Source organism: Actinosynnema sp. NPDC059797 (assembly GCF_042732085.1).
Lineage (GTDB): Bacteria > Actinomycetota > Actinomycetes > Mycobacteriales > Pseudonocardiaceae > Actinosynnema.
This window is the reverse complement of the sequence record NZ_JBHWIE010000015.1, coordinates 40,145-53,910: the sequence shown is the minus strand read 5'-3', so window position 1 is coordinate 53,910 and position 13,766 is coordinate 40,145. Positions and strand designations below refer to the sequence as shown.

Below are 13,766 nucleotides of genomic sequence, written 5' to 3'. Positions count from 1 at the left end.
TCCGACCGCCGTGGGCAGGGCCGATACGCGGCCGGATATCGCGGCGGCGGCGCGGTGGTCTTGGACGCGCCGCGACGGGCGGTGCTTCGCTGCGCGCCATGACCGATCCCCGACTGGGCCGCCGCTGGTTCCTGGGCACCGCCGCCGGCGCGGCCGTGGCCACCGCCGCCGCGCTGCCGTCCGCCGCGTCCGCCGCACCCTCCGCACCCTCCGCACCCTCCGCGCCCGCCGCACCTCGCCGGCGCGGCCCCGGCGGGCCCGCCGCCACGTTCCGCTGGCTCGGCACCGCCGGCTGGCGCATCGACATGGGTGACGCGACCGTGCTGGTGGACCCGTACCTGAGCCGCTTCGAGACCGGCTTGTTCAAGCCGCCGTTCAGGCAGGACACGCCGCTGACCGTCGACGCCGGGCGCATCGCCGACCACCCCGGCACGCCGCGGGCGATCCTGGTCACCCACACCCACTGGGACCACTACGGCGACGTGCCGCACATCGCGGAGCGGTCCGGCGCGCGGGTGTTCGGCACGCTCACCGCCTACCACCTCGGGCTGGCCCACGGCCTGCCCACCTCCCAGCTCAGCCCCGTCAAGGGCGGCGAGGTGCTGGACCTCGGGGAGTGCGTGGTCGAGGTGGTGGCCGCGCTGCACAGCCGCAACAGCTCCTACTCGCTGGCCTTCCCCGGCGTCCGGACCGAGGTCCCGGCGAAGCCGGCGACGATCGCCGACCTGCCGGAGGGCGACACCCTCGCCTACCAGGTGACGCCGCGCGGCGGCCCGTCGGTGTTCTTCATGGGCGCCAGCGACTTCGTCGAGCGGAACCTCACCGGCCTGGCGCCCGACGTCGCCATGGTCGCGCTGCCGAGCGGCGACGCCACCCACGAGTACGTGCCGCGCCTGCTGTCCGCGCTGGACCGGCCCGCCACCGTGGTGCCGGTGCACTGGGACGCCTTCGAGACCCCGCTGACGAACCCGCCGCCGGTCGCGCCGAACGACCGGGACCGGCTGGACCGGTTCGTCGCCGAGGTCCGCCGCGTCGCGCCGCGCACCCGGGTCCTGGTGCCGGAGTACCTGACGCCTTACACGTTCGCGTAAGGCCCTGGGAGGATGGGGTCGTGCGCCGTTCCCTCCTCGCCGTCGTGGTGGCGCTCGTCGCCTGCGCCGGCGTCGGGATCGGGCTGCGCGGCGAGTACCTGGCCGCGAAGGACCGGCGCGACCTGCACGACCTGACCCGCTCCTCGCCGTGGCCGCGCGAGGAGCTGCTCGTGCCGGACGCCCTGCCCGCCGACCGGGCGACGGGGTGGCTGGACCGCACCGGGCTCGGCGCGGCGTTCGACCTCCCCGTGGGCGGCGGCCGGGTGGTGCCGGTGGTGTGGCAGCAGCACCACCCCCAACCGGACGGGCGGCTGGAGGACGGCGTCGACTGCGGGGCCGTGGTCGTCGTGACCTGCACGGAGCTGGGCGACGGCTACCTGTTCGCGGTCACCCACCAGACCCACAACAGCACGCCGTCCACGGCGCTCTACCGGTTCGCCGACGGCCGGGTGCTCAGCGTGACCGTGCAGGTGCCGGAGCACGTGGGGGCCGAGGAGCTGCGGCCGGCGCTGGCCCGCACCCACCGGCCCGCCGACGACGAGCTGCTCGACCTGCTGCGCCACTCCGGCTACCGGACGGACTGGAGCTGATCCACCGGCTCGTCGGCGAGGTACGGCGGCGCGGGCTCGTACTGCACGTAGCGGCGGACCCGGCGGGCGTGGTCGCGGCCGTGCAGGCGGCCCACCAGCCACAGGGCCATGTCGATCCCGGCGGACACGCCCTGGCTGGTGACCAGGTTGCCGTCCACGACGTAGCGGGCGTCGCGCACGACCGTGACGTCACCGAGGGCTTCGAGCCGGTCCTCGTACGAGAAGTGCGTGGCCACGCGGCGTCCGCGCGCGACGCCCGACGCGTGCAGGAGCGCGGCGCCGGTGCAGACGCTGGTCACCCAGGACGCCTCGGCGGCGGTCTTCGCGATCCAGCCGGTCACGACGGGGTTGTGGACCTGGGTCTCGCGGGCGCCGTTCCCGCCGGGCACCAGCAGGACGTCCAGCGGCGGGTGGTCGTCGAGGGTGTGGTCGGGCAGCACGCGCATCCCCTTGTTGCAGCGCACGGGATCGGTGCCCTCGGCGATCAGCACGGCGGTGTCGGCGCCGCCGCGCAGCATCGACGACGCGGTGAAGATCTCCCAGGGGCCGACGAAGTCGAGCTCCTCGACGCGGTCGAAGATCAGCAGTCCGTAAGTGGTCACGCGTACTCCCTCAGTGCTCGGAACCGTTCGCGGTAGTCGGACGGGGCGACGCCGACGTGCCGGTGGAACGCGCGGCGCAGCGTCTCGGCGGAGCCGAAGCCCAGGCGCCGGGCGATCGCCTCGACCGGGTCGTCGGCCTCGGCGAGCGCGCGGCGGGCGGCTTCGACGCGCACGCGCTCCACGTAGGCGGCGGGCGGCACGCCCAGCTCGGCGGTGAACCGGCGCTGGAGGTGCCTCGGGCTGAGCCCGGCGCGGGCGGCCAGGTCGGCGATGCCGTGCCGGGCGCCGGGTTCGGCGTTGACCGCGGCCACCGCCTCCCGGATCGGGTCGGTGGCGGGCCGCGCGCCCCACAGCGGCACGCTGAACTGCGACTGGCTGCCCGGCCGGCGCAGGAACAGCACCAGCTCCCGGGCGACCGCGTGCGCGACGTCGCGGCCGTGGTCGTCCTCCACCAGGGCCAGGGACAGGTCCATGCCCGCGGTGACGCCGGCGGACGTCCAGACCCGGCCGTCCCGGATGAAGATCGGGTCGCAGTCGACGGTCGCCTCGGGGTGCTCGCGCCGCAACTGGGCCTCGCGCGCCCAGTGCGTGGTGACCCGCCGCCCCCGCAGGAGCCCCGCGGCGGCCAGCAGGAACACCCCGCTGCACACGGAGGTGGCGCGGCGCGCCCCGGCGGCCGCGGCCGAGATCCACTCGACGAGCGCGGCGTCGTGCCGGGCCCGGTCCACGCCGCGCCCGCCCGCGACGACGAGCGTGTCCACGCCCTCCGGCGGGAGGTCGGCGATCGCGTGGTCGGCGTGCAGGGACAGGCCGCCGGAGGTCCGCACGGGGCCGGGCGCGGGTGCCACGACCTGGCAGTGGTAGCCGCCGCCGGTCAGGCCGCTAGCGTGCTCGAACACCTCGTGCGGCCCGACCAGGTCGAGCGGCTGGATGTCCTCGTAGATCACGAAAACGACGCGGCGCATGTGGTCAAGGCTGGTGGCGCGGGCTCGTGGCGTCAACGACGCGCACCCCACGGATCGCGCCATCACACGCCTGGTCACGCCCTCCGCGAGCCGCTGAGCTGCGCGGTCACCAGGAGGTGACCAGGTTTCGAAAAAGTGCGTTCTTCCACGTCAGCCCACACTCTCTTACGGTTCCCCAGTAACCACGAGAGAGCACAAGGAGACATGATGGCCATCACCCTGGTGAACCCCGACGGGCTGCCGGAGGTCGACGTCTACCGGCAGGTGTCGGTCGCGACCGGGTCGCGGCTGGTGTTCGTCGCGGGCCAGGTCGCCTGGGACGCCGACGGGGTCGCGGTCGGGGAGGGAGACCTCGCCGCCCAGGTCGAGCGGTGCTACCTCAACGTCGCCACCGCCCTGGCCGGCGTCGGGGCGACCTTCGCGGACGTGGCGAAGCTGAACGTCCACGTCGTGGACTGGACGCCCGACAAGATGCCCCTCCTCCTGGACGGGATCAGCCGGGCGGCGGCGAAGCTGGGGGTGACCCCGCTCCCGCCGGCCACGCTGCTGGGCGTGGCCGCGCTGGACGTGCCCGAGCACCTGGTGGAGGTCGAGGCCACCGCGGTCCTGGACTGAGACGTCAAGGCCCCGGCGACACCACGGCCCCGGCGCGGGAGGACCGCGCCGGGGCCGTGGGGTGCGGTTCGGTTTACCAGACCACCGGCTTGCCGCCGAAGGTGACGGCGAGGCGGCCGTCACCGGCGTAGGACCAGCCCAGCGCCCCGGTGTAGGAGGCGCAGCGGGAGCCGTTGGTCCCGGTCCAGAACTGGTTGGTGGCGTCGACGCTGCCGACGGTCTTGTCGTTCGTGCCGCTGCCGCTGCGGCAGGAGGTGTTGCCGCGGAAGACCGAGCTGCCGCCGTCGAAGTTGAAGTTGCGCTCGGCGTTGTCGATGCCGATGTTGTCCGACACGGTCATGGTGCCGAGGTTGCGGTTGTAGGTGAAGCCGTGCTTGCCGTTGTCGTAGGCGATGCTGCGGCGGATGACGTGGTTGACGCCGATGTCCTCGCCGCCGAGCTTGTAGCCGTTGCGGTCGCCGTTGCCGGCCTGGCCGCCGTTGCTGAGGGTGCCGTTCTCGTAGGCCAGGGAGTCCTCGATGGTCACCACGCCGATGGGACCGGTGTCGGTCTTGGTGTAGAGGTCCCAGCCGTCGTCGATGTTGTTGTGGGCGACGGCGTAGCGGAAGACGTTGCCGGGGCCGGAGGTGAGCTTGGCGGCGAAGCCGTCGGCGTCCTCGCCGTCGGAGTCGGCGTTGTCGTGCGACTCGGCGCTGAGGATGAGGTTGTTGGCCGGCCACTGGTCCTTGGGCGTGGTGGACAGCATCCGGGACAGCTGGAGGCCGGTGTCGCGGTTGAAGCGCGTCACGGTGCGCTCGAAGATGTTGTTGCTGCCGCCGATGAAGATGCCGTTGTCACCGGCGCGCTCGACGACGACGCCGCGCACGTGCCAGTGGTTGCCGTTCACGGCGAGGCCGCGGTTGGCCGGGTCCTCGGCCTGCGCCGAGAAGTTCAGCACCGGCGTCTCGCCCGGGTAGGCGAACAGCTCCGTGCGGTCGGAGGAGGTGCCGTTGTTGCCCTGCGGGATGGTCACGGTCTGCGAGAAGCGGTAGGTGCCGCCGCGCAGGTAGATCGTCCCGCCGGGGGCGACGCGGCCGATCGCGGAGGTGAGCGTCGTCGGGTCCGACTGCGTGCCGGACGCGCCGTCGCTGCCGTTCGGCGCGACGTAGAGGGCGGAACCCGGCGGCTGCTGCGTCGTGGTCGTGGTCGTCGTCGTGGTCGTGGTGGTCGTGGTGGTGGTCGTCGTCGTGGTGCCGGTGGACGTGGTGGTCGAGGTCGGCCCGCCGCCGGTCGGCGTCAGCGTCCACTGCTTGGTGGCGGCGTTGTCGCAGGAGTTGGTCTGCACGAGCGCGCCGGCCGCCGTCGAGTTGTCCTTGACGTTCGCGCACTTGCCGCCGTTGGCGTCGATGAGGCGGTAGTTGGCGCCGCTCGCGGTCAGGGTCCAGACCTGGCCCGCGCCGCCCGTGCACGCCTGCTGCTGGATCGCCTTGCCCGCGCTGGTCGACGCGCCCTGCACGCCGACGCACAGGCCGTTGGCGGCCGAGGTGATCCGGAACCCGCCGCTGACCGCGGTCAACGTCCACCGCTGGCCGTCCGCGCCGCCGCACGCCTGCTGCCGGAGCTGCGCGCCCGCGCTCGACCCCGGCGAGTCGAGGCACAGCCCGCTGCCCGCGTTCTTCACCGTGTAGGTCCCCGCGCCGACGGCGGCGCTCGCGGGCGGCGCGGCCGGCCAGGCGACGAGCGTGGTGGCCAGTGCCGCCGCGGCCGCCGCGGCGGTCAACCCGGCGCGTGTGCCGCGCGTCCGTGGGGCCCGGGTGCCGGCGGGCCACTTCATCGTGCTCATGCCAACTCCACTTCCGAAGGATTTGCGGCAGTACGGCCGTTCATTTCCGGCGCGTTTCCAGCCGGATGTTAAGAGGGGTCGCGACACGCGGTCAACGACGGATTCCGACAACACCCCTCGCAGTTCGATTCGAATTCATCGAACGCGCAGGTGGGAACCTGTTCCTTGTTCGCCTGGGCAGCGCACCGCGAATCACGGTTGTGAACGGGTCACGGTTGTGAACAATTCCGCGCCTCAGGAAGCCGCCCGGCGATTTGCCGCCATTTGCCGGCCGAGCACGCCGTGCCGCGGCGCGAAAAGGTGCGCCAACCCGAACACCGCGCCCTGCACCAGGACCACCGTGGCGCCCGGGGCGGTGTCCAGGTGGTAGCTCAGGTACAGCCCGAGCACGGCCGCGCCGACCGACAGCGCCGGCGCGAGCACGAGCATCCGGCCGAACCGGTCGGTGAGCAGGCGGGCGGTCGCGCCGGGGATGATCAGCATCGCCACCACCAGCACCACGCCGACCACCTGGAGCGCCACCACGCAGGTCAGCGCGAGCAGGCCGAGCAGGGCCGCGCCGAGCAGGCGCGGGTCGAGCCCGATGGCGTGGGCGTGCGCCGGGTCGAAGGCGTAGAGGGTGAAGTCGCGGCGCTTGAGCAGCAGCGCGACGAGCACGACCGCGCCGAGCACGGCGATCTGGGCGAGGTCGGCGCGGGCCACGCCGAGCAGGTTGCCGAACACGACGTGGTTCAGGTCGGTCTGGCTGGGCGTCACCGAGACGAGCACCAGCCCGAGGGCGAACAGCGTGGTGAACACGATGCCGATCGCCGCGTCCTCCTTGACCCGGCCGGAGTCGCGGACCACGCCGATGAGCGCGACCGCGAGGAACCCGAACACCACCGCGCCCAGCGCGAACGGCACGCCGAGGACGTAGGCCAGCACCACGCCCGGCAGCACGGCGTGCGACACCGCGTCACCCATCAGGGACCAGCCGATGAGCACCAGCCAGCACGACAGCACCGCGCACACGGCGGCGGCGGTCACCGTGGCTGCGAGCCCCCGGACCATGAACCCGTAGGCCAGGGGTTCCACGAACAGCTCGTAGGCGGTCACACCGGCTCCTCGCGGGCGGTCGCGTCGAGCCCGAACGCGCGCACGAGGTTGTCCGGCCGCAGCACCTCGTCGGACCGGCCGTGCACCAGGACCCGGCGCATCAGCAGCACCGCCTCGTCGGCGAGGTCGGGCAGCGCGCGCAGGTCGTGCGTCGAGACCAGCACCGCCGCGCCGTCGGCGGCCAGTTCCCGAAGCAGGCGGGTGATCGTGCCCTCCGACCGCTTGTCCACGCCCGCGAACGGCTCGTCCAGCAGCAGCACGCGGGCCTCCTGCGCGATGCCGCGGGCGACGAACGCCCGCTTGCGCTGCCCGCCCGACAGCGCGCCGATCCGCCGGTCCGCGAGGTCGGCGAGGCCGACCCGGTCCAGCGCCCGGTCCACCGCCTCGTGGTCGGCGCGGCGCGGGCGGCGGGTGAAGCCGAGCCCGCCGTGCCGCCCGGTCATGACCACGTCCCGCACCGACACCGGGAACGCCCAGTCCACCGCCTCGTCCTGCGGCACGTAGGCCAGCGCGCCGGAGCGCCGCGCCCGCAGCGGCGTGCCGCCCCGGACGCGCACCGCGCCGCGCTCCGGCCGCACCAGGCCGGTGATCGCCTTGAACAGCGTGGACTTGCCCGACCCGTTCACGCCCACCAGCCCGCACACCCGGCCGGTCGCCAGCGACAGGCTGACGCGGTCGAGGGCGAGCACGTCGCCGTAGCGGACGGTCACGTCCTCCACCTCGACCGCGTTCACCCGGCGCCCCTGGTCAACGCGGCGGCGATGGTCCGCGCGTCGTGGCGGACCAGGTCCAGGTAGGTCGGCACCGGACCGTCCGGTGTGGACAGCGAGTCGACGTAGAGCACGCCGCCGAAGGCCGCCCCGGTGGCCTCGGCGACCTGCCGCATCGGCGCGTCGGGCACGGTGGACTCGCAGAACACCGCGGGCACCTCGTTGGCGCGCACGAACTCGATCACCCCGGCGACCTGCCGCGGCGTCGCCTGCTGCTCGGCGTTGACCGCCCACAGGTAGCGCTCGGTCAGGCCGGCGTCGCGGGCCAGGTAGGAGAACGCGCCCTCGCACGTCACCAGCGCCCGCGCGCCCGCGGGCAGGACCGCGAGCGCCGCCACCAGCTCGTCGTGCACGCGCCGCAGCTCGTCCCGGTAGCGCCCGCCGTTGGCCCGGAAGTCCGCGGCGTGCTCCGGCGCCAGCCCGGAGAACGCCTCGACCAGGTTGTCCACGTAGGTCCGGACGTTGAGCGGCGACATCCACGCGTGCGGGTTCGGCTCGCCGGCGTGGGCGTCCTCGGCGATCGGGACGGGTTCCACGCCCTCGGCCGCCACCACGTGCGGCGCGTCGACCTCGGCGACGAAGCGGGCGAACCACGCCTCCAGGCCCAGCCCGTTGTCGACGACCAGGTCCGCCGCGGCGGCCGCCTTGACGTCGTCGGGGGTCGGCTCGTAGCCGTGGACCTCCGCGCCGGGCTTGGTGATCGACTCGACCCGCAGGTGCCCGCCCGCGACGACGGCGGCGATGTCGGCCAGCACGGTGAACGTGGTCAGCACCACCGGCCGGTCGTCCGACGCCGTGACGCCGGCCGCGCCGCAGCCGGCGGTCAGCAGCAGGGCGACCGCGCCGATGGCGTTGAGCGGCTTCGTCATGGGCGGACCGTAAGCCGGGGTCCGTTCGGCCGGCGCGGGCGTGCACCGAAGAGCGCAGCGCGACTACCTCGTCCGGCCCACCGCTGGCGGCGTGCCGCGAACGGTGCGCAGCCGATCGGCCGCCGGCTGGGCCGACCGGGGCGGCGGGGTGGGCCCCGTTCACCCCAGGTCGGCGATCTTGCCCTTCAGCACCGTCCGCTCCCGCTCGTTCCCGCACAGCTCCAGGGCCCGCTCCAGCTCGACCCGCGCCTCGTCGGGGCGCCGCAACCGCACCAGCAGCTCCCCCCGCACCCCCGGCAGCAGGTGCGAGCCGGCCAGCGCCCCGGCCGCCACCAGCTCGTCCACGATCGGCAGCGCCGCGGCCGGCCCGTGGGCCATGGACACCGCCACCGCCCGGTTGAGGTCGACCACCGGCGACGGCGCCAGCCTGCCCAGCGCCTCGTAGAGCAGCACGACGCGCTCCCAGTTCGTCGCCTCGACCGAGGGCGCCACCGCGTGGCACTCGGCGATGGCCGCCTGGAGGCCGTAGGCACCCAAGCCCCGCCCGGCCTTCTCCGCGTGGGCCAGCGCGGCCCGCCCCCGGCGGATCGCGGCGCGGTCCCAGCGGCGGCGGTCCTGGTGCTCCAGCAGCACGGGTTCGCCGTCCGGGCCGGTGCGGGCCGGGAAGCGGGCGGCGGTCAGCTCCAGCAGCGCCAGCAGGCCGTGGACCTCGGGCTCGTCCGGCACCAGGTGCGCCAGGACGCGGGCCAGGCGCTGCGCCTCGCCGGCGAGGTCGAACCTGATCAGGTCGTCGCCCGAGCTGGCCGAGGACCCCTCGGTGAAGATCAGGTAGATGACGCTGAGCACCGAACCGAGCCGCTCGGCGCGCTCGCCGGCGGCCGGCACGGCGAACGGCACCCGGGCCGCGCCGAGGGTCTTCTTGGCCCGGGTGATCCTGGCCTGCACGGTCGCGGTCGGGACGAGGAACGCCCTGGCGATCTCGTCGCTGGTCAGGCCGCCCACCACGCGCAGGGTCAGGGCGACCCTCGCCTCCCGCGACAGCACGGGGTGGCAGGCGGTGAACACCAGCGCGAGCACGTCGTCGTCGATCCGGTCCGGGTCCCACAGCACGTCGTCGACCTCCTCGGGCGGCGCGCCACCCGAGGAGGCGCCGCCCTCGCCCAGGTCGCGGGCGAGGACGGCGTACTTCTCGTCACGGGTGGCGCGCCTGCGGAACGCGTCGATCGCCCGCCGCCTGCCGACGGTGAGCAGCCACCCCGCCGGGTTGCGGGGCACGCCCTCGCGCGGCCACGTCACCAGCGCCTCGGCCAACGCCTCCTGGGCGAGGTCCTCGGCCAGCGCGAAATCGCCGGTGTAGCGCGCGAGCGCGCCGACGATCCGCGCCGACTCGATCCGCCAGACGGCGGCGACGGCCTTGCGACCGGTGGGGTCCGACATGCCCGCCGACCCGCTCAGAGCTGACCGGTGGCTTCCCGCCACGCCCGCTCCCTCTTGATCCACTCGTTGTCCTGCGGGAACTCGTCGATCGTGGGCACCCGGCGGACCTCGGTCTTGAAGCCCGGACCGGCGGCGGGCATCCGCTTGGCCCACTCGACGGCCTCCTCCTGCGAGGCCACGTTGAGGATGTAGAAGCCGCCGAACAGCTCCTTGGTCTCGCCGTACGGGCCGTCGGTGACCACGGGCGGCTCGGACGAGTAGTCCACGACCACGCCCTCGGCGGCGTCGGAGAGACCCTCGGCGGCGACCAGCACGCCGGCCCGGATCAGCTCGTCGTTGAACCTGCCCATGGTCTCCAGCATGGTGTCGAAGTCGACCTCCCCCATCCGCGCGTAGGCCTCGTCGGTGGCGCGCATGATGAGCATGTACTTCATGGTGTTCGTCTCCCTGGCTGTTCGGGCCGCTCCGGTGGACCCTCTCATCCCCTGGTCGAACGGGCGGGGCACTCGATCGACACGGTCGCCAAAATTTTTTCGACGGGTTCCCCGGTGCGACGCCGGCCGGGCCGGGCGGTTCGGGCGCGATCTTCGCCGCGCGCCCACGTCGCCGCGAACGAGCAGGTCAGCGCCGAAGTGCGGAAGAGCGCTCCGCCGGGTGCCGGAACGAACCTCGACCGCTACACAAAGTTTCGTTGAAGTTTCGCTCAGTGACCGATAGGCTCACAATCGATCTGGGAGCGTTCCCACATCACCCATCACCGCTCAACGGAGAGTGGAGGCTCACCCATGCGCATGCGCAGCACCTCCGGGGCCGTTACCAGACGGCGAGGCGCCATCGCGGTGGTCGTCGGCTTGCTGGCCACCATGTTCGTCTGGACCCCGACGGCTTCGGCGCACGGCACCATCGTCGGACCCGCGACCCGCGCTTACCAGTGTTGGAACAGCTGGGGCAGCCAGCACATGAACCCTGCCATGCAGCAGCAGGACCCCATGTGTTGGCAGGCCTGGCAGGCCAACACCGACACCATGTGGAACTGGATGAGCGCGCTGCGGGACGGCCTGCGCGCGAACTTCCAGGGAGCGACCCCCAACGGGCAGCTCTGCAGCAACGGGCTCGCGCGCAACAACGCCCTCAACACCCCCGGCAAGTGGCGGACCACCAGCGTCGGCAGCAACTTCCAGATGCACCTGTACGACCAGGCCAGCCACGGTGCCGACTACTTCCGCGTGTACGTCAGCAAGCAGGGGTTCGACCCGACCACGCAGTCCCTGGGCTGGGGCGACCTCGACCTCGTCACGACCACCGGCAGGTTCGCCCCGGCGAAGGACATCAAGTTCAACGTCCAGACCAACGGCTCCTACCGCGGTCACCACATCGTGTTCACGATCTGGCAGGCCTCGCACGCCGACCAGGCGTACATGTGGTGCAGTGACGTGAACTTCGGCTAGTCCTCCCGACCACCCCGGCCCCCCGGCCGGACCCGGGAACCGCCCTGCCCGGTGCCAGCGGTATTGGCACCGGGCAGGGCTTTTCCGCGCGTACTTGTCGGTGCGGCCGGCTACCGTCCGCGGCATGGCTCCCGGACCCTCCGCCACCTCGCCGCCCACGCCCGCGAACTCCGGGCCGGCGTCCACATGCCCCGCATCGGCTGCGGCCTGGCCGGTGGCCGGTGGGACCTCGTCGAACCGCTCGTCACCGGCGAACTCACCGACCACGGCATCCCCGTCACCGTCTACGACGTGCCGGGCGGTCCGGTGTGGACGGACGAGCCGGTGGCCGGACCGGGTCGTCGCGGTGGTCAGCTCACGTAGCGGCGCACGGTGTCCGGGTGGATGACGAGCCGGACCCAGTCCGCGGCCAGCATCCCGGCCAGCTCCTCGGCGCGGGCCGGGTCGTCGAGGTCCCAGTAGCGCGCGGCCAGGCGGGAGCACAGGTCGTGCGCGCCGTCGGTCTCCACGGTGGTGCGGCCGGCCGCCGAGAGCCAGCGCTCGCGCTCGCCCACCGGGGCGGCGACGACGATCGAGGCGCGGGGGTCGCGGCGCAGGCGCCGCACCTTGGCGGAGTCCGGGGCCGTGAAGACCTGGATCGTGCCCTCGTCGGTGGCCTCGAACCACACCGGGCGGGGTTGGGGCGGCAGCGGTCCCGCGGCGACGGAGAGGAAGCCGTGCAGGGGGCGGCGGAGGAACTCCAGGTCCTCGGCGGTCAGCGAACCGGTGTCGGTGCTCATGGCACCGATTGAACACCGGTCGGCCCCCGGAAGGCGTCCGGCGACCCCCCGGCGACCCCGTAGGGTGCTCACCGCACAGGACGGGTGAGGACGGAGGAGCCGGTGACGGACGAGGGGCGCCTGGTCGCCGGTCGCTACCGGGTCCGCGCGCGGCTCGGCGCGGGCGCGATGGGCGTGGTGTGGCGGGCGTTCGACGAGCGCCTGGGTCGCGAGGTCGCGCTCAAGCAACTGGTGGTGCCCGAGGGCGTCGACGCGGTCGAGGCCGCTGCCCGCGCGGCCCGGGAGGGGCGCATCGCGGCGCGGCTGCACCACCCGAACGCGATCACCGTCCACGACGTCGTCGAGGAGGGCGGCCGGCCCGTCCTGGTCATGGAGTACCTGCCGTCGCGGTCGTTGGCCGAGGTGGGCGTGCTGGGGCCCGAGGCGGCGGCGCGGGTGGGCGCCCAGGTCGCCTCCGCGCTGGCCGCCGCGCACGCGGCCGGGATCGTGCACCGCGACGTCAAGCCCGGGAACGTGCTCATCGCGGCCGACGGGACGGCCAAGATCAGCGACTTCGGGATCGCGCGGGCCGTCGGTGACGTCGCGGTGACCCGGACCGGGCTGCTCGCGGGCACGCCCGCGTTCCTGTCGCCCGAGGTCGCCCGCGGCGGGGAGCCGGGGCCCGCGTCGGACGTGTTCTCCCTGGGCGCGACGCTGTACGCGGCGGTCGAGGGCAGGCCGCCGTTCGGGGACGGGCTCAACGCCATCGCGCTGCTGCACACCGTGGCCTCGGGGCGGTTCGCGCCGCCCGCGCACGCCGGGCCGCTCACCGGGCTGCTGATGGACGTGCTGCGCACCGACCCGGACGCCCGGCCGACCATGGCGCAGGTGGCCGAGCGGCTGCGGGTCTGGCCGCCGCCCCAGACGGCACCGGCCCAGACTGCACCGGCCCAGATGCCACCGACCCGGACGGCGCTGCCCCAAGCCCTTCCGCCCCGGACACCACCGCACCAGACCCCACCGCACCAGACGCCACCGCACCAGGCCCCAGTGCCCCAGGCCCCGCTGCCCCAGACGCGGCTGGACCTCGCGCTCGCCCCGTCCGCCCCGCCCGCGCCACCGGGTCGGCGCGGGCGGGCGCTGCCGATCGCGCTGGTCGCGCTGACCGTCGTCGGCGCGGTGGTCGCGGTCGTGGTGGCGACCAGCGGTGACGACGGCGACCGGGTGGCCACCCCGACCAGTGGCACCCCGACCAGTGGCACCCCGACCAGTGTCACCACGACGGGCAGCACCACGGCGGGCAGCGCGCCCGCGACCACCACGACGGTTCCGGCGGCCGAGCTGGAGCAGGCCGTCGCCGACTACTACTCGCTGCTGCCCGAGCACCTCGACGAGGCGTGGGGGATGCTCGGGCCGGGGGCGCGGGCGCAGGGCAGGTCCGGGTTCGAGAAGGCGTGGCGCGACGTGGAGGACCTGACCGTCGTCGCGACGCCCGTGCTGAGCGGGCCGGGCGCCGTCACCCTCGCCATCGGCTACACCAAGGGCCACCACCGGGTCACCGAGACCCGCCGGCACCGGGTCGTCGTGCGCGACGGCACGCCGCTCATCGAGTCCGACGAGGTCCTGCGGTCCGAGCGGGAGGACCGGAAGAAGCGCGGCCGGGACGAGGACGACGAGAAGGGCGAGGACAAGGGCGACGGCTGA

Annotated in this window: 15 protein-coding genes; 6 read left to right on the top strand and 9 right to left on the bottom strand. The window is 73.9% G+C overall.

Features of this window, described 5'->3' with window-relative positions; all coding sequences use genetic code 11:
* The first annotated feature begins 98 nt into the window (after positions 1 to 98).
* The gene (locus tag ACFV4N_RS07405; RefSeq protein WP_499671647.1) at positions 99 to 1,091 is read left to right on the top strand and encodes an MBL fold metallo-hydrolase; all 993 of its coding nucleotides are present in this window, start codon (positions 99 to 101) and stop codon (positions 1,089 to 1,091) included.
* Positions 1,092 to 1,111: 20 nt separating this feature from the next.
* Positions 1,112 to 1,681 carry a hypothetical protein gene (locus ACFV4N_RS07400; protein ID WP_499671646.1) on the top strand — a complete coding sequence of 190 codons (570 nt, stop codon included), beginning with the start codon at positions 1,112 to 1,114 and terminating at the stop codon, positions 1,679 to 1,681.
* Here ACFV4N_RS07400 and ACFV4N_RS07395 read toward each other — a convergent pair.
* The gene (locus ACFV4N_RS07395; protein WP_499671645.1) at positions 1,660 to 2,283 is read right to left on the bottom strand and encodes a DJ-1/PfpI family protein; all 624 of its coding nucleotides are present in this window, start codon (positions 2,281 to 2,283) and stop codon (positions 1,660 to 1,662) included. The genes ACFV4N_RS07400 and ACFV4N_RS07395 overlap by 22 nt on opposite strands.
* Positions 2,280 to 3,248 (bottom strand): GlxA family transcriptional regulator, encoded by a 969-nt coding sequence (locus ACFV4N_RS07390; protein ID WP_499671644.1) that lies wholly within the window; start codon positions 3,246 to 3,248, stop codon positions 2,280 to 2,282. Before ACFV4N_RS07390 ends, ACFV4N_RS07395 begins: the two co-directional genes overlap by 4 nt.
* A gap of 207 nt (positions 3,249 to 3,455) precedes the next feature.
* On the opposite strand from ACFV4N_RS07390, the gene ACFV4N_RS07385 reads away from it, so the two are divergent.
* Positions 3,456 to 3,863, top strand: a complete 408-nt coding sequence (locus ACFV4N_RS07385) for a RidA family protein (protein WP_499671643.1) — start codon at positions 3,456 to 3,458, stop codon at positions 3,861 to 3,863.
* Positions 3,864 to 3,936: 73 nt separating this feature from the next.
* Here the strand turns inward: ACFV4N_RS07385 and ACFV4N_RS07380 are convergent, their stop codons facing one another.
* From ACFV4N_RS07380 to ACFV4N_RS07355, 6 genes are all read right to left on the bottom strand, one after another.
* Positions 3,937 to 5,685: an RICIN domain-containing protein gene (locus ACFV4N_RS07380; protein ID WP_499671642.1), complete on the bottom strand. Its 1,749-nt coding sequence runs from the start codon at positions 5,683 to 5,685 to the stop codon at positions 3,937 to 3,939.
* A gap of 234 nt (positions 5,686 to 5,919) precedes the next feature.
* Positions 5,920 to 6,780: a metal ABC transporter permease gene (locus ACFV4N_RS07375; protein ID WP_499671641.1), complete on the bottom strand. Its 861-nt coding sequence runs from the start codon at positions 6,778 to 6,780 to the stop codon at positions 5,920 to 5,922.
* Positions 6,777 to 7,514, bottom strand: coding sequence for a metal ABC transporter ATP-binding protein (locus ACFV4N_RS07370; RefSeq protein WP_499671640.1), 738 nt, complete (start codon positions 7,512 to 7,514; stop codon positions 6,777 to 6,779). The genes ACFV4N_RS07375 and ACFV4N_RS07370 overlap by 4 nt, the downstream gene beginning before the upstream one ends.
* Positions 7,511 to 8,419, bottom strand: coding sequence for a metal ABC transporter solute-binding protein, Zn/Mn family (locus ACFV4N_RS07365; RefSeq protein WP_499671639.1), 909 nt, complete (start codon positions 8,417 to 8,419; stop codon positions 7,511 to 7,513). Before ACFV4N_RS07365 ends, ACFV4N_RS07370 begins: the two co-directional genes overlap by 4 nt.
* Before the next feature lie 159 nt (positions 8,420 to 8,578).
* The gene (locus ACFV4N_RS07360) at positions 8,579 to 9,856 is read right to left on the bottom strand and encodes an RNA polymerase sigma factor (RefSeq protein WP_499671659.1); all 1,278 of its coding nucleotides are present in this window, start codon (positions 9,854 to 9,856) and stop codon (positions 8,579 to 8,581) included.
* A gap of 14 nt (positions 9,857 to 9,870) precedes the next feature.
* Positions 9,871 to 10,290, bottom strand: a complete 420-nt coding sequence (locus tag ACFV4N_RS07355; protein ID WP_499671638.1) for a YciI family protein — start codon at positions 10,288 to 10,290, stop codon at positions 9,871 to 9,873.
* Between the two features lie 351 nt (positions 10,291 to 10,641).
* On the opposite strand from ACFV4N_RS07355, the gene ACFV4N_RS07350 reads away from it, so the two are divergent.
* A complete protein-coding gene (locus tag ACFV4N_RS07350) occupies positions 10,642 to 11,304 on the top strand; it encodes a lytic polysaccharide monooxygenase auxiliary activity family 9 protein (protein ID WP_499671637.1) in 663 nt (220 codons plus the stop codon).
* Positions 11,305 to 11,490: 186 nt separating this feature from the next.
* Positions 11,491 to 11,667: a hypothetical protein gene (locus ACFV4N_RS07345; protein ID WP_499671636.1), complete on the top strand. Its 177-nt coding sequence runs from the start codon at positions 11,491 to 11,493 to the stop codon at positions 11,665 to 11,667.
* Here ACFV4N_RS07345 and ACFV4N_RS07340 read toward each other — a convergent pair.
* The gene (locus tag ACFV4N_RS07340) at positions 11,655 to 12,083 is read right to left on the bottom strand and encodes a pyridoxamine 5'-phosphate oxidase family protein (protein ID WP_499671635.1); all 429 of its coding nucleotides are present in this window, start codon (positions 12,081 to 12,083) and stop codon (positions 11,655 to 11,657) included. The two genes, ACFV4N_RS07345 and ACFV4N_RS07340, sit on opposite strands and share 13 nt — an antisense overlap.
* Before the next feature lie 102 nt (positions 12,084 to 12,185).
* Between ACFV4N_RS07340 and ACFV4N_RS07335 the strand changes: the two genes are divergently transcribed.
* Positions 12,186 to 13,766: a serine/threonine-protein kinase gene (locus ACFV4N_RS07335; RefSeq protein WP_499671634.1), complete on the top strand. Its 1,581-nt coding sequence runs from the start codon at positions 12,186 to 12,188 to the stop codon at positions 13,764 to 13,766.

Coding starts and splice junctions, on each gene's coding strand:
- ACFV4N_RS07355 (WP_499671638.1), bottom strand. CDS start 10,290: ATGAAGTACATGCTCATCATGCGCGCCACCGACGAGGCCTACGCGCGG.
- ACFV4N_RS07350 (WP_499671637.1), top strand. CDS start 10,642: ATGCGCATGCGCAGCACCTCCGGGGCCGTTACCAGACGGCGAGGCGCC.
- ACFV4N_RS07340 (WP_499671635.1), bottom strand. CDS start 12,083: ATGAGCACCGACACCGGTTCGCTGACCGCCGAGGACCTGGAGTTCCTC.
- ACFV4N_RS07385 (WP_499671643.1), top strand. CDS start 3,456: ATGGCCATCACCCTGGTGAACCCCGACGGGCTGCCGGAGGTCGACGTC.
- ACFV4N_RS07405 (WP_499671647.1), top strand. CDS start 99: ATGACCGATCCCCGACTGGGCCGCCGCTGGTTCCTGGGCACCGCCGCC.
- ACFV4N_RS07380 (WP_499671642.1), bottom strand. CDS start 5,685: ATGAGCACGATGAAGTGGCCCGCCGGCACCCGGGCCCCACGGACGCGC.
- ACFV4N_RS07345 (WP_499671636.1), top strand. CDS start 11,491: ATGCCCCGCATCGGCTGCGGCCTGGCCGGTGGCCGGTGGGACCTCGTC.
- ACFV4N_RS07365 (WP_499671639.1), bottom strand. CDS start 8,419: ATGACGAAGCCGCTCAACGCCATCGGCGCGGTCGCCCTGCTGCTGACC.
- ACFV4N_RS07390 (WP_499671644.1), bottom strand. CDS start 3,248: ATGCGCCGCGTCGTTTTCGTGATCTACGAGGACATCCAGCCGCTCGAC.
- ACFV4N_RS07360 (WP_499671659.1), bottom strand. CDS start 9,856: ATGTCGGACCCCACCGGTCGCAAGGCCGTCGCCGCCGTCTGGCGGATC.